Genomic DNA, 18222 nt, shown 5'->3' on the forward strand with positions numbered 1-18222 from the left:
TCTATTATGTTGCTACCGATGACCGACACCGCACAACGATTCGAGATCCTTGAGGAGACAGCGCGCGTCAGCCGCAAGATCCGCACACTGTTCGACGCCAGGGTGCGCGAGCGCGGCCTGACGCTGGCGCGGGCCCGCACGCTGCTACGCGTCGCGCGCTGCGAGGCCGCCAACCAGAAGGAACTCGCGGACGAACTCGAGATCGAGACGGCAACGCTGGTGCGCATCATCGACGGGCTGGAAACACAGGGCCTGATCGAGCGGCACGAGGTCGAGGGCGACCGCCGCGCCAAGCAGGTCGTGCTGACCAGCGAAGGCGAGGCACTGGCTGATGTCGTCGACCTGATGGCGGTGCAGGTCGGCAAGGAAGTGCTGGCGGGTATCCCCAGGCACGAGCTTCGGTCGGCGCACGGCATCCTGCGCAAGATGGCTGAAAACATCGAGAGCGCGGCCGGCCGTTTCGCCGAACTCGAGCCGGTGACTGGAAAACAGCCGTGACCACCTTCGACACATCCGATCCCAAGTCGACGCGGCGCCATCGCGCCGCCAAGCGGGTGGCCAAAGGGGCGACAGGCGATAATGACAATCGCGATGCGCCGGCCATCATGGAAGAGCCGGAGGCCACCGTAGCGGAGACGGGCGACGCCCTTCAACCAGCCCGCCAGCGCAAGCGCCGGCCATGGCAGACGCCGGCCGAGCCGCCGGCCTCGCTGCCGGCACCGGCGCCCTATGTGCCCCGGCATCCGTTCGTGGCGCTCTGTTATGCCGCGACCTCGGTGATGATCGCCATCACCTATGGTCTGGGGCTGAATCTCGTCAACGCCAACCTTCTCCAGGTGTCCGGCGAATTCTCCGCCACCACCAATGAAACAGTGTGGCTGACCGCGGCCTATATGGCACCCAATGTCAGCCTGTCGCTGCTGCTGGTGAAGATCCGGGCGCAGTATGGCCTGAGGCAGTTCGCCGAACTCGCCATCGTCGTCTTCATCGTCGTCAACGGGCTGCACCTGTTCACCCATGACCTCGGCACCGCGATCGTCGCCCGCTTCTTCGCCGGCGTCGCGGCGGCGCCGATGTCGACGCTGAGCCTCCTCTATATCCTCGAGTGTTTTCCGCCGGAGCGGAAGATGACGATCGGCATGCCGATGGCCATGATCAATATCGGGCTGGGCTCGCCGATCGCCCGGCTGATCTCGCCGGCACTGCTCGATCTCGGCGGCTGGCAGCCGATCTACCTGCTGGAGGTCGGCCTGGCGCTGATCAGCCTGGCGCTGATCTACACGCTGCCGCTGACCTCGCCGCCCAAGGTCAAGGTGCTCGGCTTCATGGATGTCGTCAGTTATCTGTTCCTCGCCGTCGGCTTCGGCACGCTGGCCATCGTCCTGTCCGTCGGCCGCTACTATTGGTGGCTGGAGGCGCTGTGGCTGGGCTGGCTGCTGGTTGCCTCCATCGTCTGCCTCGCCGCCGTCGCGATGATAGAGCTCAACCGAAAGTATCCGCTGCTCGACATCAAGTGGCTGCTGTCGCCGGAGATCCTGCATTTCGCCGGCGTGCTGCTGATGTTCCGGGTGCTGATGACCGAGCAGTCGAGCGGCATCAGCGGTTTCTTCCAGCAAGCCGGCCTGCTCAACGACCAGCAGACGACGCTCTATGCGATCATCCTCGGCGCCACCATCGCCGGCGGCATTGCCTGCGCGGCGGTGCTGAAGCCGGGGCGTGAGCCTGCGATCCATGTCGTCGCGCTGTGCCTGATGGCGATCGGCGCCTTCATGGATTCGCGGCTGACCAGCATGACGCGGCCCGAGCAGATGTATGTCAGCCAGGCGCTGATCGCGGTGGCGAGCTCGCTGTTCCTGGCGCCGGCCCTGGCGATGGGTTTCGTCAACGCGCTGAAGAAGGGCATGAACTACATGCTGAGCTTCGTCGTCGTCTTCCTGTTCACCCAGAGCATTGGCGGCCTGATCGGCTCGGCGATCTTCGGCACGCTCGTCATCCTGCGCGAGAAATTCCATTCGGCTGGCATCGTCGAGCATCTGGCGATGACCAATCCGCTCGTCGCCCAGCGGATTTCGCAACTCGGCGGCGCCTATTCGCATGTGCTCACCGACCCGGTGCTGCGGCAGGCGGAAGGGGTGGCGCTGCTTGCCCAGCAGGCGACGCAGGAAGCCTATGCGCGCGCCTATGGCGACGTGTTCCTCTTGATCGCCATCGCGTCGGCCTTCGCCGTCGCGGTGCTCGTGCTGGGGATGGCATGGCGCCAGTTCGGCACTCTCTTGCGTCCCGCTGCAGCCGCGGCGTGACCAGAAAATCGGTGTAAAGTCAGATGTCCAAGATACTCAGATCCCTCTCCACCTATCTCGCCCTTGCCGCGGGCATCGCGGGCGTGCTCGTGGTCCTCTATGCGTGGCAGCTGCCGCCTTTCGAGAGCACCGTCGAGCAGACCGACAACGCCTATGTGCGCGGCAACGTCACCATGCTCAGTCCGCAGGTGGCCGGCTACGTGGCCGAGGTGCCGGTGACCGATTATGCTGATGTGAAGAAGGGCGACCTGATCGTGCGCATCGACGACAGGCCCTATGCGCAGAAGCTGGAACAGGCGCGCGCCACGCTGGCCAGCAAGAATGCGGCCCTGTCGGCCTCCGACCAGGCCGAGGCGACCAGCCGGGCGCAAATCACGCTGGCCGAGGCGGGCATCGCCAGCGCCAAGGCTGCCGACGACCTGGCGCGGGCCAATCTGAAGCGCAGCAAGCAGCTGATCGCCAAGGGATTTTCGACGCAAAGCGATGTCGACGTGGCGCGCAATGCCGTCAGCCAGTCGGACGCGGCGATGCGCGAGGCCGATGCCAGGCTTGAAGTCGCCAGGCAGGCGCTTGCCCAGACGCTGGTCAGCCGCCAATCCCTGCATGCCGATGTCGACCAGGCGCAGGCCGCGATGCGGCTGGCCGAGATCGATCTGGCCAACACGCGCATCGTCGCGCCGGAAGACGGCACGCTGGGCATCGTCGGCGCCTCGTTCGGCGCCTATGTCACGGCCGGCTCGCAACTCACCAGCCTGGTGCCGGAGCGCAAATGGGTGATCGCCAATTTCAAGGAAACGCAGGTCGCGCTGCTCAAGGTCGGCCAGCCTGCCAGCTTTCGCGTCGATGCGCTGAACCGCGCCGAGATGCGCGGCCATATCACCCGCTTCTCGCCGGCGGCCGGGTCCGAATTCGCCGTCATCAAGGCCGACAATTCGAGCGGCAACTTCACCAAGGTGGCGCAGCGCATCCCTGTGCGCATCGAAATCGACGAAGGCCAGGATCTCGCCGAGATGCTGGCGCCTGGCATGTCGGTGATCGTCAGCGTCGACACGGACGCCGTGCCGAGCCGGCTATAGCGCACGGTCAAGGCAAGCTTCTTCGGTTCCGAAGAGGCGGGAATTCAGGCAGGGATTTCGATGTCGTGGCCGCCGACCGCCGGCAGTGCCGGATCATCGCCGGCCGCCGCTATGACGCTGTCGAGCAGGCCCGGAAAGCGGGCGTCGAGATCGGCACGGCGCAGCGTAATCATCCGGTTGGTGCCGACTACTTCGGCACGGGTGACGCCGGCCTCGCGCAATTTTGCCAGGTGGTAGCTCAGATTGGTCTTGGAACCCAGATCGAGGAACTGGCTGCAGTTCAGCGGTACGCCTTCCTTGCTGGCGAGATAGCGCACGATGGCGAGCCGCGTCGGGTCGCCGAGCACGCCGAGCACGATCGGCAGGCTGATCTGGTCGATATTGGGGTGAGGCAAGGTCATGCCTGAAAACTAAGCACAGTTCGGGCCGATTTCAACGCGTCTGTCCCGCTCGGCAATTGCACACTGTTTCTCCGTTTCGCGATCCTGCGGGCTGGCCATGCTGAACCACCGTGCTGACACAGGGCTGTCAGGAGGGTTCAGCTATTTTCCCCTGGCTTCATTGACATCATGCCCTGCTATGTCCAATTGTTCAATAACTTTTGAACTAAGGACACCCGCAATGGACAAGCGCCTCTTCTGGCTTGCGCTCGGATCGTTCACGATCTCGACCGAAGGCTTCGTCATTTCCAGCCTGCTGCCCGACATCGCCCGGGATGCCGGCATCTCCATTCCGCTGGCCGGCACGCTGATCACCGCTTTCGCGCTCGCCTATGCCGTGGGTACGCCGATACTGGCGACGCTGACCGGGGAGTGGGACCGGCGGCGCGTCATCCTGTGGACGCTGGTGTTCTTCGTTGTCGGCAACATCGTCGCCGCCATGAGTTCTTCCTTCGAAGTGCTGTTGATCGCGCGCATCATCATGGCGCTGTCATCCGGCCTGTTCGCGGCGACCGCGCAAGGCACGGCGGTGGCGCTTGTCGATGATCATCACCGCGCCCGCGCTATTGCCGTCGTTGTCGGCGGCACCACGGTGGCCGTGGCCGTTGGCGCGCCGATCGGCGCGCTCGTCGCGGCCTTTGCTGGTTGGCGCGGCACCTTCTATGCCATTGCTGGCCTCGGCGCGCTGGCTGGCGCTATCCTCTGGTACCGGCTGCCGCGTGGCATTGTCGTCACCAAACTGCCCCTGAAGCGCAGGCTGGCGGCTGCCATGCGTCCGGGCGTGATGCCGATCCTTTTCACGACATTGCTGGCGCTGACCGGCGCCTTCACCGTCTTTGCCTATGTCGCGCCGCTGGCCATCGAGAGTGGCGGGCTGAGCGAGATCGCGCTGCCCGGCATGTTGCTTGCCTTCGGCGCCGGCGCCGTCATCGGCAATATTGCCGGCGGACAGGCCGCCGATCGCTTCGGCGCGACCCGCACCGTCGGCTGGTCGCTGGCGTTGAGCGCGGCCATGCTGGTAATGCTGTCGGTCATCCCGACATTCCTGCCGCAGCACATCGCCGGCCCGGCGCTGATGGCTATGATGGTGCCGTGGGGCATCGTCGGCTGGGCCTTCCCGCCGGCGCAGGCCAGCCGCATCATCAAGCTGGCGCCCGACGCGGCCCCGATCGTGCTGTCGCTCAACGGTTCGGCGCTCTATCTCGGCGTGGCGCTGGGCGCCGTGGTCGGTGGCGGCGTGCTGCGCTACGGCATACCGGCCGATCTCGGCCTGGTAGCGGCTGCGTTCCCGTTGATCGGTCTCGGCATTGTGCTGGCAGGCCGGATGCTGGCCCGGCCGGTCGCCATGCCAGCGGAATAATCTCTTTGAAAGCCGTCGGCTGGTTCAGCTGGCCGGCGGCAGATCAAAGTCCAGCGCGGTGATGTCATCCAGCACCGCGCGTAGCCTTGCCGCCTGCTCCTTGCCCACCACGTCCTCGAAACGCTGCTGGGCGACGTGCCACAGCTTCATCACCTCATCGAGCTTGACCAGGCCCTGCTGCGTCAGCCGCACCCGCTTGATACGGCGGTCGGCCGGATCGGCGAAGGTCTCGACATAGCCGTCACGGATCAGCGGCTTCAGCGTATGGCCGAGCGCCGACAGGTCCATGACGAGGGAAGCCGCGATGGCGCCCATCGCCGGCTCGTTGCCGATATGGATCTGGTAGAGCAGGCCCTGCTGCGTGGCTTTCAGGCCGGAGGGCGCCAGCACATCATCATAGTACTGGCCAATCTTGCGCGTTGCGCGACGCAGCATGGCGTTGTTGCAGAGCGTGAGGCCGGGCAGGGCGTCTTTCGGCATGGTCGATCCCTAGCGATGGCGACATGATGTCCGATCGCTGCCTGACAAATAATCCCCGGTCCGATCATTGACAAGATAGTGGCATATGCCCACTTCGTTAATAGTGGTATATGCCACTAATTGAGATCAGGCGGCTTGGCGGCAAGGCCAGGGTGGTTGCCCAGGAGTGGTTGCCCAGGAGTGGTTGCCCAGGACGCCGGCGGCCAAGGCCGAAGCGAAACAGATCAGTCGAAGAAGGAACAGGACAATGAGTGAACAGGGCAACAAGGGCACGGCGGTCGTCACCGGCGCTTCATCGGGCATAGGTGCCGTCTATGCGGACCGGCTGGCAGGGCAGGGCCATGACCTCGTGCTGGTGGCACGGCGTGCCGACCGGCTGGAGGAACTCGCCGAGAAGCTGCGCTATGCCTACGGCCACAAGGTGAGCGTGATCGGCGCCGACCTGTCTGACGACAACGATGTGCGCCGCGTTGAGCAGGCGATATCAGCCGACGACAGCGTGACGCTGCTGGTCAACAATGCCGGCCTGGGTGGTGCCCAAGTGGTAGCGACGGCAGACGCCGATGTGGCTGAGCGCATGATCAAGGTCAATGTCATCGCCTTGACCCGCCTGACACGCGCCGTGCTGCCGGGGTTTTTGGCGCGCAACCGTGGCGCCATCGTCAATATCGCCTCGGTGCTGGCCTTCGATACCTCGTTCGGCGGCATCTACAGCGGCACCAAGGCCTATGTCGTCAACTTCACCGAGGCGCTGCAGCGCGAGGTCGCGGGCACTGAAGTGAAGGTCCAGGTGGTGCTGCCGGGCGCGACCCGAACCGATTTCTGGGAGCTCGCCGGCAGCGATATCGACAGCCTGCCGAAGGAGATCATCATGACCGCCGACGATATGGTCGATGCAGCACTTGTCGGCTTGGCCAGGGGCGAAACCGTTACCGTGCCCGCACTCGCCGATGCGGCCAAGCTGGACACGTTCCTCGGCGCCCGGCAAGCCTTCTACGGCAGCCTGCACGCCAATAAGCCGGCGGCACGCTACGGGGTTTGAAGCCATCTCTGGCGCTACGCTATGCACATATCTTCCGTGACTGGCGTGACTGGCGTGACTGATCGGCCCGAGGCTTGATTGCCACGTGGTTCCCCCAATCCGTCGCTGCTACGCAGCGCCACCTTTCCCCCCTCCGGAGGGAAAGGAAGGAAGCTTTGCTGGACGAGTATTGACGGCAAAAAGCTTGGCGCCTTTCCTCTACCCCGTCGATCGGGGGAGAGGTGGCTCGGCGAAGCCGAGACGGAGTGGGGGTCGACCAGCGCCGCATAAGACAATGCATGCGCCAAGCTGCCATGCACGCTATCGCCAAAAACCGCTTGGAAATGTGTGCATGCCGTAGCGCTATGGCGGGGCGAGGAACCCAGGTTCTGCGAGGTTGCTCTCTACATCGTCCGCCACATCGGAATGATCGAGGCGGCCAGCACCAGCGCCAGCACCACGTTGAGCACGCGCCATTGCCACTCGGCCTTGAGCAACCGTGCCAGCACCATGCCGGCGACGCACCAGATGGACAGCGAGATGGCGGCGGTGAGGCCGAAGGTCGAGCCGAGCAGCAAAGCGAGTTGGCCCGGGCCGTCGGCGAGTGCCGCGAAGGAGGCGGCAGCGCCCAGTCCCATCGCCCAGCCCTTGGGATTCATCCACTGGATGCCGGCGCCGCCGAAGAAACTGTTGGGCTTGGCCATCGTCACATCGAGATTGGGCGGCCCAGCGCGGCCGATCTTCAGCGCCAGCCAGAGCAGATAGAGCGAGCCGGCGATCTTCATGGCAAGCTGTAGCGAAGGCATGGCTAGAAGCAGCCCGGCGAGCCCGGCGGCGGCCGCTGCGGTCACCGTGGCGAGGCCCGCGGCGCTGCCGATCATCAGCGGAACGGAACGGCGAAAGCCGAACCGCGCGCCCGAAGCGGTGGACAAGGTCGTGGCGATGCCCGGCGTGGCGGTGGCCACGAAGGCAAACAGGATGAGCGGCAGGATAGGCTGGAGCATGGGGTGTCCTTCGTCGAAGGCCACATGGTAAACTCAGGCTATCATCCGTAAATGCAATGTTTGCGATGGTTAGCATTAGCGTTTATAATGTAAGCCATGATCCGAAATCTCGACATCGCGCTGATCCGAACCTTCGTGGCGGTCGCCGACAGGGCCAGCATGACGGCGGCCGCCAACGCGCTGCATCTGACGCAAGGCGCGGTCAGCCAGCAGGTCAAGCGGCTGGAGGAGGCGCTTGGCTCCAACCTGTTCGAGCGCGACCGGCGGGGCCTGCGGTTGACGCGGGCCGGCGAGCAACTGTTCGGCAGGGCCAAGCGCCTGCTTGGCCTCAATGACGAGATCTGGGCGGAGATGGCGGGCAACGTGGTGGCGGGGCGAGTGCGGCTCGGCGTGCCCTACGATCTTGTCGGCACAGTGCTGGCGCCGGTGCTGAAGGCCTATTCCAATGCCTATCCACAGGTCGAGATATCGCTGGTCTGCGCCTCGTCGCCGGAACTGGCCGCGGCATTGGCGGCCGGCACGATTGATCTGGCCGTGATCGAGGAGCGGGTCGGTCCATCCACTGGCGAATGCCTGGCCGTCGACCGGCTGGTCTGGGTCGGCGCCAAGGGCGGTGTCGCCCGTATTAAGCGTCCCTTGCCGGTGTCGATGGTGGCGGACACCTGCGCCTTCCGCCCGGCGGTGCTGTCGGCGCTCAACGAACACGGGCTGGAATGGCGCACCGTGTTCGAGAACGGCAACATCGACGCGACGACGGCGACGGTGCGGTCAGACCTTGCCGTCACCACCTGGTTGGCGTCGACCGTGCCGGTTGATCTCGACATTCTCTCCGATCCGGCCCTGCCGGCCCTGCCGAATTTTGCGATCAACCTGCATCTGCCGGGGCATGGCGTTGGGCCAGCGGCGCAGGAGTTCGCGCGGTATATTCGAGATGGGTTGGCGCGGCGGGCGCGGGCTGCTTGAGCGGTCGCATCTCGATGGAGCACCCCTCATCCGTCTCGGCGCTGCGCGCCGATCCACCTTCTCCCACAAGGGGAGAAGGCAAGATCGCGTGGACGTTGTTGCCAATCTTCGGCGTCGGAAACTGGCGGTGCCGTGTAAGCCAGGCTCCGCCTTCTCCCCTTGTGGGAGAAGGTGGCCGAGCAAAGCTCGGTCGGATGAGGGGTGCTCCAGTTTGGCGCAGGGTTCGACAATTCTACTTCAAATCCTTTCGCCGCTCGACCTCCGCATCCGACGGCTGTTCCTGGGCAAACGACCCCGTCTTGATCTCCCCTGATCGCTCATAGCTCGCCATGATGACGCCGGTGCTCGACGTCTGCGAGCGAGTGAGCTTGAAAGCGGCCGGCATTGTTCCCTCGCCGAACAGCCGCTTGCCCTTGCCCAGCACCAGCGGGAAGATCAGCAGGCTGATCTCGTCGATCAGGTCGTGGGCGAGCAAGGTCTGGATCAGGTCGCTCGATCCCTGGAGGAGCAGGTCCGGGCCGTCCTCTGTTTTCAGCTTGCGCAGTGTCGCCACGACATCGGGGCCAAGCGGCTGGCTGTTCTGCCAGGACAGTGAATCGGGCCGGTGCGTCGCCACATATTTGGTCACGGCGTTGAAGCTTTCGGCGATCGGATCGTCTTTCTGATGCGGCCAGTGGGCGGCGAAGATGTCGTAGGTCTTGCGGCCGAGCAGCAGCGCGTAGGGTTTCGAGAAGGTCTCGCCCATCACGGCGCCCATGGCATCGTCCCAATAGTGGAACGTCCAGCCGCCGAACTTGAAGCCGCCGGCCGGATCCTCTTCCGGCCCGCCCGGCGCCTGCATGACGCCGTCGAGGCTGACGAAGGTGGCAGCGATGATCTTTCTCATGGGATGCTCCCTGTTTCCTATCCGCACCGTCAGGGCCGGACTTCAGCCCAAGGACGGGCTGCCAGTCCGACACGGGCCGCGAAATTCTTGGCAATCTTCTCGCTGGCCTGCCGTGCCGCGTCAGGCCTTGATCTCGCGCGACGAGAACCAGATATCGTCGAAAATGGCGGTGGCGGTGCGGTCGGGCGCCCTGTCGGCGATCAGCTGGAGCGAGCGGCTGCGCGCAGCCTGCTGGCGGCTGGGGATCTTCGCCGTCGGGCCTGCCACGGACGCGCCGCTGCACGGAATGAACCAAGAGCCCATGAACGGATCGCAGGCAAAACCGTTCGCGGTGCGGGTCACCAGCACGGCGAAGGCGACGCGTTCGGCCGGACGCCACGGGAAGACCAGGCGTCCACCCGGGTTCAGCGCCTTCAGCCATTGCGCCGGTGGCACCGCGACGCCGGCATTGACGTAGATGATGTCGGATGGCGGCAGGCTCGCGGTGACGGCATCGCCGTGGATGACCGTCACGTTGCCGTAGGCTTCCAGGTTCTTGCGCGCGAGTGTGGCAAGGCTGGCTTCGAGTTCGAAGGCGGTGACCGGGCCCGGCGAAACCAGCCGTGCCAGCAGCGCGGTGTAATAGCCCGTGCCGGCGCCGATGTGCGTAACGGCCTCGCCGGGCCTGGGCGCCAGCTTGCCGATCCACATGGCGTGAAGGAACGGCTCGCCATTGTTGATGCCCTTGTCGGCATCGAGTGCCACCAGCACGTTCTGGTAGACATGGACGGGATCGGCGCTGGGCGTGGTGATCTTGCCCTTGCCGGCGATGACCGTCCACGGTCCGGGGCCAAGGAAGGCTTCGCGCGGCACCTCGGCGAAAATCGCCTCCAGGCGCGGATCGGCCGAGCCGGCATTGGCGGCCATCAGCCGCGCATAGAATTTCCGGGCATCCTCGATCTTGCTCATGGCGAGAGAAGATAGCGCAAATCGTAACGTTGGCGATCGGCATTTCCTCTCCCCTTCTGGTAGGGAGAGGCGGGAGAAAGCGTCGCCGAAACGCCTCAACCGATCCCGAACAGAGTGTCGTAGAGCAGCTTGAAATTGAGGATCAGGATGACGGCGGCGACAATCCAGGCCAGCGCGGCAACGCTGCGCGGGATGGCGAAGGTGCCCATCTTCTTCTTGTCCGATACGAACTGCACCAACGGGATCACGGCGAAGGGCAACTGCATGGACAGCACCACCTGACTGAAGATCAGAAGCTGACCGGTTCCCTTCTCGCCATAGAGGGCGGTGACGACGACCACCGGTATGATGGCGATGCCGCGTGTCAGAAGGCGGCGGGCCCAGTTGGGAATGCGCAGGCGCAGGAAGCCTTCCATGATGATCTGGCCGGCGAGCGTCGCCGTCACCGTCGAGTTCAGGCCGGACGCGAGCAGTGCCACGGCGAACAGGATCGAGGCGATGCCGAGGCCGAGCAGCGGCGACAGGAGCTTGAAGGCGTCTTCAATCTCGGCGACGTCCTGATGGCCGGTGTTGTGGAAGGCCACCGCCGACACGATCAGGATGGCGGCATTGACGAACAGGGCCAGCATCAGGGCGATGGTCGAGTCGGCCGTCGCCCATTTGATGGCGTCGCGTTTGCCGGCGTCGGTGCGTTCATAGGCGCGGGTCTGCACGATGGAGGAGTGCAGATAGAGATTGTGCGGCATCACCGTGGCGCCGATGATGCCGATGGCGATGTAGAGCATCGCCGGATTGGTGACGATCTCGGACGACGGCACGAACATGGCGTGCAGGATGGTGCCGGCCGGAGGTGCCGCGACGAAGATCTGGATGGCGAAGCAGCCGAAGATGATGATCAGCAGCGCGACGACGAAGGCTTCGAGATAACGAAAACCCTTGTTCATCAACAGGAGCACCAGGAAGGCATCGAGCGCCGTCAGCATGGCGCCGCCGACCAGTGGAATGCCGAGCAGGAGCTGTAGCGCGATTGCCGTGCCGATGACCTCGGCAAGGTCGCAGGCGATGATGGCCAGTTCGCAGGCGATCCACAGCACGAAGTTGACGGGGCGGGGATAGTAGGCGCGGCAGGCCTGGGCAAGGTCACGGCCGGTGGCGATGCCGAGCCTGGCCGAGAGCGCCTGCAGCAGGATCGCCATCAGGTTTGACAGCATGATGATGAACAGCAGCGTGTAGCCGAACTGGGCGCCGCCGGCGAGGTCGGTCGCCCAGTTGCCGGGGTCCATGTAGCCGACCGAGACCAGGTAGCCTGGCCCCATGAAGGCGAACAGGCGGCGAAACCACGCGCCGGACGTCGGCACCGCGATCGACGCGTTGACCTCGCGCAGGCTGGGCTGGTCGTCCTCCTCGGGCCGGGCAAACCGCCATGCGGGCCGGGGGGCGGTGGTGGCTTCCGTCTCTGACATGAAAAATGCTTTCCGCGCGATTGGTCGATGCTCCCCTCAACCTATGTCGCGGCTCAACATTATGCAATATGCTATATTTCATTGTCTGTGCTTTTTTGGTTGACGGTGTGGGCACTGCCGCCGGGGCAATCGAAGCGCCGGTTGCGCCTGTCGCCGAATGCAAATAAACGGCCTGAACAAGTTAGAGTGCGTGCCCGCCGCCCGTGCTATGAATGCACCATCGATTTGAATCCGAGAAAGCCCTGGGGAGGAGCGCGTATTGGCGCTGAAGAACAGACCAGTCCCGCGCGAGCCGCTACCTGACGCTGACGTCCATTCGGAGGGATTCCGGCAGACGCGCGAAGCGCGCCGCAGTGCGCTTGTCGAGGACTATGTCGAGCTGATCGCTGATCTGATCGAGGACGGCAACGAGGCGCGCCAGGTCGATATCGCCGCAAGGCTCGGCGTCGCCCAGCCCACGGTCGCCAAGATGCTGACGCGGCTGTGCGCCGACGGACTGGTGTCCAGAAAACCCTATCGCGGCGTGTTCCTGACCGAAGCCGGCCGCAAGGTGGCGGAGGAAAGCCGCATCCGCCACCAGACGGTGGAAGCCTTCCTGCGTTCGCTCGGCGTCAGCGTTGAGACAGCGCGCATCGACGCCGAGGGCATCGAACACCATGTCAGCGCCGAGACGCTGGAAGCGTTTCGCAAGGCGATGACGGCGCGCTGAGGATATTCGATCCGGCCGTGGTGTCGAGCCGGGTCAGGGTTTGGGCTTCGGCTTCGGCTTCGGCTTCGGCTTCGGTTAAGTGAAGGGCCGTCCAAGGGTGGCGGTTACAATCGACCCGCCGACTATGAGAGAGTTTGGGCGCGGTAGGCACACCGCCGACCTAGTGCTTGGGCCTCCGTGAGTTTGGTCTTGAATGGTGTCAAAAATCAGAGTTTAACGCATTCCTATATTAGGTAAATATTGGACAATCATATTGTCAGCTTTGAGCGTATTGATAAGACGGTTGGGTTTGCGGCGGGGGCCGCGTAAGCTGAGTGACATGCCGGGTGTGACCGTCGGGAGACACACCAACGTTCCGGCTTCGGTAGTGCTGTTCCCGGCCGTCGAGGCTCCGGTTGTTTTTGGATCGTTCATTTCCATCGGTCCCGATGCCAAGATCTTTGCGCTCTCAGAGCACAGGCAATGCGTCACAACCTACCATATGAATGATGTCTTTTTTCACAACCGTGACGACGTCCCAATTGAGAAGAGCGCGAAGGGTACGACAGTCATCGGCAACGATGTCTGGATCGGCTACGCGGCGACGGTGCTATCCGGCGTCAAGGTTAGTGACGGCGCGATCATCGGGGCCGGCGCCGTGGTGACGAAGGACGTTCCTCCGTATGCCATCGTCGGGGGAAATCCCGCCAAGGTCATTCGATATCGTCACCCGCCGGCCATCGTTGAGGCAATGCTGTCGATCGGTTGGTGGGATTGGAGTGACGAGAAAATCTTCGCCGAGCAAGACAGTTTCATGGGATCCGTTGAGGACTTCGTGGCTCGGCACGCCGAACAACGCTAACCTCCTCCGATGAAACATATCCTCGCCGCCGTTGCCACCTCGGCGACGGCGGAAGAGATGACGCTGACTTCCGGCGAAGGCGGCGACGTCGGTTATTCGGATGAACGGGTTCAACTGCCCCGTTGCGAAATCGGCCTGGAAGAAGGGGCCGGGAGCCCGAGGCGATGTCATCGAGGTGCATTGTAGCCCCCGGAACCGCCGTACCGCCCGCGCGTTGGACCTCGTGCCGCGCGATCCCGCGAGGCCGAGGAGGATATCATGGGCGTTGAACAAGCACCGACCGCCAAGGGCAAACAGGCTGCCAAAGGGCTAAAGCAGGCTGCGGCAAAGGACGAGCGCAAGACCGAGGCCGAGACAGGGCATCCACTTAAGAAGGGTGCTGACCGTTTCGAGGAGCGTTCGAAAAGCTCCGACGGCAAGAGCGCCGGCGCCAAACAGAAGGGCTGAGCGTCGTCAGCGGCTCTCGGCGTATGCCACCTGCCGGGTTGACATCACCGTGCGCTCGCTCAGCGACGACACCAGCACATCGCGGCTGCCGTGGCCGGGCACCAGCCGCACCACCTTGTAGCCCCTGGCCTTCAGGTCGGCCAGCAGTTGCGGCAGCATCTGCGCGGTGCGTGGGTGGATGTCGTGCATCAGGATGATGCCGGAGCCGCGCTGTTCGATGCGCTTCAAGGTGCGCTGGCGAACCTGCTCGGGTGTCGACTGGAAATAATCCTTGGAATCGATGTCGGCGTCGATGACGACGATGCCGCGCGACGCGAGTTGGTGGCGCAGGGTGGCGGTGGACGCCAGATAGGGGAAGCGGAAGAAGGGGGCCGGGCGCGACATCGAGGGCACGAGCGCCGCCGAGACGCTCTTGATGCCGTCGTCGATCTGGGCGTCGGCCGCGGCGACGCTCAACTGTGCCAGGTTGGCGTGGCTTTGCGTGTGCGTGCCGATGGTGTGGCCGTGGGCGGCTACTTCGCGCACGATGGCCGGATGGGCGCGCGCCATGCTTCCGACCATCATGAAGGTTGCCTTGACGCCGGCATTGTCGAGCGCGCGCAGGATGTTTTCGGTGCGGCCGGGCATCGGGCCGTCATCGAAGGTCAGCACCACTTCGTGGCTGCGCAGCTTGAGGTCGGCGATGCTGTTGACGGTGACGGTGCGACCGGCAAGGCCACTGAGGCTGTGCGGGGTAAAGAGCCCGCCCGTGGCTGGCTTGTCGGGCTCCCCCGCATAGGCGAGCTTGGTTCCGTCGGAGGCGGTTGCCGATTTCGTCGTCGCGCAGCCGGAGGCCAGTGCGCCCAGAGCAACAACACCCAACACCTGCGCCAGCAGGCGCCCGGACACAAAAGCCATAGCGGAAACATCCCCTTGAATCGCCTACGCTTTTATTCCGGGTATGGTTAACGAAAGTTTACCTGCCGCTGTGACGGCATGGCCCGGCAGGAACTTGGCCGATCCTCCGCAAACGTCCGGATGTTGGCGTATCCAGCTGAGCTGCCGACGTGGCCGCGACAGCGAAAAATGCTGTGACTCGGCGCAACCATTGGGATAATTATCTGTTGGGTCGGATCGGCGCTTATGTGCCGGATCGCCCGGGAAATTCGCATCGCGAGGAGTTGCCATGCTCTGGAGAGGCCGTCGTCAGAGTGACAATGTCGAGGACGACCGCAGCGATAGCGGTGGTGGGTCGGGCGGCCCCGGCTTCCAACTTCCGATCGGCGGCAGCGCCGGTGGTGGCGGGATGTCTCTCTCCAGGATCATCGTCCTGGCGGTTATCGCGCTGATCGCCTGGGGCGTTTTCGGCATCAATCCGTTGCAGCTTCTGAACGGCGGCGACATCAGCGGCGGCGGCGGTGGGCAGGTAACCAGCAACAGCCCGCAGAGCAGCGGCGTGGGCGCGCCGGCCTCCGACGAGATGAAGCAGTTCGTCTCAACGGTGTTGGCCGATACCGAGGATACCTGGACGGGCATCTTCAAGTCGCAGGGCCTGACCTATGAGGACCCGAAGCTGGTGCTGTTCAGCGGGCAGATCCGCTCGGCCTGCGGGTCCGCCAGTTCGGCGGCCGGGCCGTTCTATTGCCCCAACGATCGCAAGGTTTATCTCGATATGACCTTCTTCCAGCAACTGGACCAGCAGTTCGGCGCGTCCGGTGAATTCGCCAGGGCCTATGTCATCGCGCATGAGGTCGGCCATCACGTGCAGAACCTGACGGGCATCCTGCCCAAGTTCAACAAGATGCGGCAGGGGATGAGCGAAGCCGATTCCAACCAGATGTCGGTGCGGATCGAGCTTCAGGCCGACTGTTTCGCCGGTATCTGGGCGCATTTCACCGCGCAGAAGGGCATCCTCGAACAGGGCGACATGGAAAGCGCGCTGAACGCGGCCAAGCAGATCGGCGACGACACGCTGCAGAAGCGTGCGCAGGGCTATGTCGTGCCGGAAAGCTTCAACCACGGCACTTCGGCGCAGCGGCAGAGCTGGCTGGCCCGTGGCTACAAGAGCGGCAAGCTCACGGATTGCGATACGTTCAACAATCCGATCTGAGCATTCGGCAGGCATCACCGAACGGCAGGCAATGCCTGCCGTCAGTGGCTGTCAGGATGAAGTTATCCAGCACGTTCCCTTATTGTTCTGGAAAGCAAGCTCGCCTATAAGTTGCCTCCCGCTGTGCGAGGCGACTTTGAGGAGCCGACGCCGTCATGATCGATCCCAAGACCGCCAGGCGGGGCCTTGCGCTCGTCTTCACCACGCTGCTGCTGGATATCATCGGCTTCGGCATGATCATGCCGGTGCTGCCGGCCTATCTGCAGGAGTTGAGCGGCGTCGGCATCAGCGGCGCGGCGATCGAAGGCGGCTGGTTGCTCTTTGTCTATGCGGCAATGCAGTTCTTCTTCGCACCCATCATGGGCGGCTTGAGTGACCGGTTCGGACGGCGGCCGATCCTGCTCGCCTCGGTGCTGACTTTCTCCATCGACAATCTGATCTGCGCCGTCGCCTGGTCCTATCCGATGCTGTTCATCGGGCGTGTGCTGGCCGGTATTTCCGGCGCCAGCTATTCGACGACATCCGCCTTCATCGCCGACATTTCGAACGATGAGAACCGGGCGAAGAATTTCGGCCTGCTCGGCATCGCCTTCGGCGTCGGCGTCGGCTTCGTCATCGGACCGGTGCTGGGCGGGCTGCTCGGGCACGTTCGGGCCGCGCGTTCCCTTCTATTTCGCCGCCGGGCTTGCCTTCGTGAATTTCCTGATCGCGCTGTTCCTGTTGCCGGAAACGCTCGATGAAAAGCATCGCCGCCGCTTCGAGTGGAAGCGCGCCAACCCGGTCGGAACGCTGCTCCAGATGCGCCAGTATGAGGGCATCGGCTGGATCGGGCTTGTCTTCTTCCTGATGACGCTTGGGCACATGATGTATCCGGCGGTGTGGTCGTTCGTCGCCAATTACCGCTATGGCTGGAGCCAGCAGCAGATCGGCTTTTCGCTTGGCGCCTTCGGCCTGTGCGGAGCCATCGTCATGGGCACGGTGCTGCCGCGCGTGATCCCCAGGCTTGGCGAGTGGAAGACGGCCGCAATCGGGCTGGCCTTCACGGCGGCCAGCGCCTTCGGCTATGCCTTCGCCGTGCAAGGCTGGATGGTCTACGCCGTAATCGTCGTCGGCTGCCTGGAAGCGCTCGCCGACCCGCCGCTCAGGAGCCTTGCCGCCGCCAAGGTGCCGCCTTCGGCGCAGGGCGAACTCCAGGGCGCGATGACCTCGATCTTCTCGATCACCTCGATCATCACGCCGCTGCTCTATACGGCGATCTTTTCCTGGTTCACCGGACCGAAGGCGCCGATGACCTTCGGCGGTGCGCCCTATCTGGTTGGCGCGTTTTTCCTAGAGCAGAATCTGATCATTCCGGCTCATATCCTGTTGCGGCGAAGTAGTTGGCGCACTCGGTTGGTGTGAAGCAAGGCAGTGCGGCGCTGATGGTATCCCACAATTCCGCGACGGTTCGTGCGGCGGCTTTGCGTAGAATCGATTTCAGCTTGGAAAAGGCGTTCTCGATCGGGTTGAAGTCGGGGGAATAGGGCGGGAGGAACATCATCCTTGCGCCGGTTGCTTCGATCGCCACACGGGCGGCTGCGCTTTTGTGCGCCGGCAGGTTGTCGAGGATCACGACATCGTCGGGCCGCAGCGTCGGCACGAGAACCTGCTCGACATAGGCGACAAACCATTCGCCAGTCATCGGGCCGTCCAGGACCATTGGCGCGGTCATGCCAGTGAGGCGCAGGGCGCCGGTGAACGTCGTCGTCTTCCAATGGCCATGCGGGATTGGCGATCGGCACCGCATCCCGCGCTTCGTGCGCCCCCGCAGTCGAGCCATCTTTGTCGAGGCTCCGGTCTCGTCGATGAAGACCAGATGCTCGGGATCAAGATCGGGCTGGGCGTCGAACCAGGGCGTTTCGTCGCGCCGCCACGTCTGGCCGCTCCTGCTCGCTGGCGTGCGCCGTTTTTTTTTTTGAAGGTCATGGAGTGACGATCGAGAAACCGCCAGATCGTGCTCGTCGCAAACGACGCGCCATGCTCCTGTCGCAGCAACTCGGCGAGTTCGACCAGCGTGATGTCCACCCGCCTCTCGATCGCCGCCAGGATGATGTCGCGATACGCTTCAACGCGGTGGGACCGCCTGTCGCCGCCCTGCGGCTTTGCGCAGGTGGCTCCGGTCTCGCGCCATTCCCGGACCCAACGCACCGAGCTTG

General features: G+C 64.0%; 17 protein-coding genes and 2 pseudogenes. 11 read left to right on the forward strand and 8 right to left on the reverse strand.

The genetic code is table 11. From position 1 onward, the window contains the following. The first annotated feature begins 18 nt into the window (after positions 1 to 18). The 3 genes from LGH82_RS27730 to LGH82_RS27740 are packed head-to-tail and all read left to right on the forward strand — an operon-like array spanning position 19 to position 3376. On the forward strand, positions 19 to 498 hold the full coding sequence (locus tag LGH82_RS27730) for a MarR family winged helix-turn-helix transcriptional regulator (protein WP_227345761.1): 480 nt from the start codon (positions 19 to 21) through the stop codon (positions 496 to 498). Further along, positions 495 to 2300, forward strand: coding sequence for an MFS transporter (locus tag LGH82_RS27735; RefSeq protein ID WP_227345762.1), 1806 nt, complete (start codon positions 495 to 497; stop codon positions 2298 to 2300). The genes LGH82_RS27730 and LGH82_RS27735 overlap by 4 nt, the downstream gene beginning before the upstream one ends. 23 nt (positions 2301 to 2323) lie before the next feature. Beyond that, positions 2324 to 3376 carry an HlyD family secretion protein gene (locus LGH82_RS27740; protein ID WP_227345763.1) on the forward strand — a complete coding sequence of 351 codons (1053 nt, stop codon included), beginning with the start codon at positions 2324 to 2326 and terminating at the stop codon, positions 3374 to 3376. Between the two features lie 44 nt (positions 3377 to 3420). Here the strand turns inward: LGH82_RS27740 and LGH82_RS27745 are convergent, their stop codons facing one another. After that, positions 3421 to 3777 (reverse strand): ArsR/SmtB family transcription factor, encoded by a 357-nt coding sequence (locus tag LGH82_RS27745; protein ID WP_227345764.1) that lies wholly within the window; start codon positions 3775 to 3777, stop codon positions 3421 to 3423. A gap of 220 nt (positions 3778 to 3997) precedes the next feature. Between LGH82_RS27745 and LGH82_RS27750 the strand changes: the two genes are divergently transcribed. Continuing rightward, a complete protein-coding gene (locus LGH82_RS27750; RefSeq protein ID WP_227345765.1) occupies positions 3998 to 5176 on the forward strand; it encodes an MFS transporter in 1179 nt (392 codons plus the stop codon). A gap of 24 nt (positions 5177 to 5200) precedes the next feature. Here LGH82_RS27750 and LGH82_RS27755 read toward each other — a convergent pair whose 3' ends face one another. Then, positions 5201 to 5656 carry a MarR family winged helix-turn-helix transcriptional regulator gene (locus LGH82_RS27755; RefSeq protein ID WP_227345766.1) on the reverse strand — a complete coding sequence of 152 codons (456 nt, stop codon included), beginning with the start codon at positions 5654 to 5656 and terminating at the stop codon, positions 5201 to 5203. Positions 5657 to 5903: 247 nt separating this feature from the next. Between LGH82_RS27755 and LGH82_RS27760 the strand changes: the two genes are divergently transcribed. Further along, a complete protein-coding gene (locus LGH82_RS27760; protein WP_227345767.1) occupies positions 5904 to 6698 on the forward strand; it encodes an SDR family NAD(P)-dependent oxidoreductase in 795 nt (264 codons plus the stop codon). A gap of 383 nt (positions 6699 to 7081) precedes the next feature. Here the strand turns inward: LGH82_RS27760 and LGH82_RS27765 are convergent, their stop codons facing one another. Further along, positions 7082 to 7681: a LysE family translocator gene (locus tag LGH82_RS27765; protein WP_227345768.1), complete on the reverse strand. Its 600-nt coding sequence runs from the start codon at positions 7679 to 7681 to the stop codon at positions 7082 to 7084. 96 nt (positions 7682 to 7777) lie between these two features. Here LGH82_RS27765 and LGH82_RS27770 point away from each other — a divergent pair, with 96 nt between their 5' ends. Then, a complete protein-coding gene (locus LGH82_RS27770; RefSeq protein ID WP_227345769.1) occupies positions 7778 to 8644 on the forward strand; it encodes a LysR family transcriptional regulator in 867 nt (288 codons plus the stop codon). A 232-nt stretch (positions 8645 to 8876) separates the two neighbouring features. On the opposite strand, the gene LGH82_RS27775 is transcribed toward LGH82_RS27770, so the two are convergent. From LGH82_RS27775 to LGH82_RS27785, 3 genes are all read right to left on the reverse strand, one after another. After that, a complete protein-coding gene (locus tag LGH82_RS27775) occupies positions 8877 to 9530 on the reverse strand; it encodes a dihydrofolate reductase family protein (RefSeq protein WP_227345770.1) in 654 nt (217 codons plus the stop codon). 120 nt (positions 9531 to 9650) lie between these two features. Then, positions 9651 to 10478 (reverse strand): protein-L-isoaspartate O-methyltransferase family protein, encoded by an 828-nt coding sequence (locus LGH82_RS27780; protein WP_227345771.1) that lies wholly within the window; start codon positions 10476 to 10478, stop codon positions 9651 to 9653. Between the two features lie 95 nt (positions 10479 to 10573). Then, complete coding sequence (locus LGH82_RS27785; protein ID WP_227345772.1) at positions 10574 to 11941, reverse strand: Nramp family divalent metal transporter; 1368 nt, start codon at positions 11939 to 11941, stop codon at positions 10574 to 10576. Positions 11942 to 12200: 259 nt separating this feature from the next. On the opposite strand from LGH82_RS27785, the gene mntR reads away from it, so the two are divergent. The 3 genes and pseudogenes from mntR (at position 12201) to LGH82_RS27800 (ending at position 13938) form a co-directional block, all read left to right on the forward strand. Further along, positions 12201 to 12650 (forward strand): manganese-binding transcriptional regulator MntR, encoded by a 450-nt coding sequence (mntR, locus tag LGH82_RS27790; protein ID WP_227345773.1) that lies wholly within the window; start codon positions 12201 to 12203, stop codon positions 12648 to 12650. Between the two features lie 535 nt (positions 12651 to 13185). Beyond that, positions 13186 to 13342: pseudogene (locus tag LGH82_RS33740) on the forward strand (DapH/DapD/GlmU-related protein); the annotation flags it as partial. A gap of 407 nt (positions 13343 to 13749) precedes the next feature. Then, positions 13750 to 13938: a hypothetical protein gene (locus tag LGH82_RS27800; RefSeq protein WP_227345774.1), complete on the forward strand. Its 189-nt coding sequence runs from the start codon at positions 13750 to 13752 to the stop codon at positions 13936 to 13938. Between the two features lie 6 nt (positions 13939 to 13944). Here the strand turns inward: LGH82_RS27800 and LGH82_RS27805 are convergent, their stop codons facing one another. Then, positions 13945 to 14835: a polysaccharide deacetylase family protein gene (locus LGH82_RS27805; protein WP_227345775.1), complete on the reverse strand. Its 891-nt coding sequence runs from the start codon at positions 14833 to 14835 to the stop codon at positions 13945 to 13947. 268 nt (positions 14836 to 15103) lie between these two features. Here LGH82_RS27805 and LGH82_RS27810 point away from each other — a divergent pair, with 268 nt between their 5' ends. Next, entirely contained in the window at positions 15104 to 16027 is a 924-nt protein-coding gene (locus tag LGH82_RS27810; protein ID WP_227345776.1) for a neutral zinc metallopeptidase, read from the forward strand. Positions 16028 to 16182: 155 nt separating this feature from the next. Next, a pseudogene (locus LGH82_RS27815) lies at positions 16183 to 17428 on the forward strand (TCR/Tet family MFS transporter). On the opposite strand, the gene LGH82_RS27820 reads toward LGH82_RS27815, so the two are convergent. Then, a complete protein-coding gene (locus tag LGH82_RS27820) occupies positions 17373 to 18017 on the reverse strand; it encodes an IS630 family transposase (protein WP_227349701.1) in 645 nt (214 codons plus the stop codon). The pseudogene LGH82_RS27815 and the gene LGH82_RS27820 overlap by 56 nt on opposite strands. Positions 18018 to 18222 lie beyond the last annotated feature (205 nt).

The sequence above is a fragment of the Mesorhizobium sp. PAMC28654 genome (assembly GCF_020616515.1).
In the GTDB taxonomy this organism is placed as follows: domain Bacteria; phylum Pseudomonadota; class Alphaproteobacteria; order Rhizobiales; family Rhizobiaceae; genus Mesorhizobium.

What these genes read in the sequence shown, in the direction of transcription:
- LGH82_RS27760 (WP_227345767.1), top strand. Translation starts at nt 5,904, where the DNA reads ATGAGTGAACAGGGCAACAAGGGCACGGCGGTCGTCACCGGCGCTTCA.
- LGH82_RS27730 (WP_227345761.1), top strand. Translation starts at nt 19, where the DNA reads ATGACCGACACCGCACAACGATTCGAGATCCTTGAGGAGACAGCGCGC.
- LGH82_RS27740 (WP_227345763.1), top strand. Translation starts at nt 2,324, where the DNA reads ATGTCCAAGATACTCAGATCCCTCTCCACCTATCTCGCCCTTGCCGCG.
- LGH82_RS27770 (WP_227345769.1), top strand. Translation starts at nt 7,778, where the DNA reads ATGATCCGAAATCTCGACATCGCGCTGATCCGAACCTTCGTGGCGGTC.
- LGH82_RS27745 (WP_227345764.1), bottom strand. Translation starts at nt 3,777, where the DNA reads ATGACCTTGCCTCACCCCAATATCGACCAGATCAGCCTGCCGATCGTG.
- LGH82_RS27805 (WP_227345775.1), bottom strand. Translation starts at nt 14,835, where the DNA reads ATGGCTTTTGTGTCCGGGCGCCTGCTGGCGCAGGTGTTGGGTGTTGTT.
- LGH82_RS27750 (WP_227345765.1), top strand. Translation starts at nt 3,998, where the DNA reads ATGGACAAGCGCCTCTTCTGGCTTGCGCTCGGATCGTTCACGATCTCG.
- LGH82_RS27800 (WP_227345774.1), top strand. Translation starts at nt 13,750, where the DNA reads ATGGGCGTTGAACAAGCACCGACCGCCAAGGGCAAACAGGCTGCCAAA.
- LGH82_RS27780 (WP_227345771.1), bottom strand. Translation starts at nt 10,478, where the DNA reads ATGAGCAAGATCGAGGATGCCCGGAAATTCTATGCGCGGCTGATGGCC.
- LGH82_RS27755 (WP_227345766.1), bottom strand. Translation starts at nt 5,656, where the DNA reads ATGCCGAAAGACGCCCTGCCCGGCCTCACGCTCTGCAACAACGCCATG.
- LGH82_RS27765 (WP_227345768.1), bottom strand. Translation starts at nt 7,681, where the DNA reads ATGCTCCAGCCTATCCTGCCGCTCATCCTGTTTGCCTTCGTGGCCACC.
- LGH82_RS27810 (WP_227345776.1), top strand. Translation starts at nt 15,104, where the DNA reads ATGCTCTGGAGAGGCCGTCGTCAGAGTGACAATGTCGAGGACGACCGC.
- LGH82_RS27785 (WP_227345772.1), bottom strand. Translation starts at nt 11,941, where the DNA reads ATGTCAGAGACGGAAGCCACCACCGCCCCCCGGCCCGCATGGCGGTTT.
- LGH82_RS27775 (WP_227345770.1), bottom strand. Translation starts at nt 9,530, where the DNA reads ATGAGAAAGATCATCGCTGCCACCTTCGTCAGCCTCGACGGCGTCATG.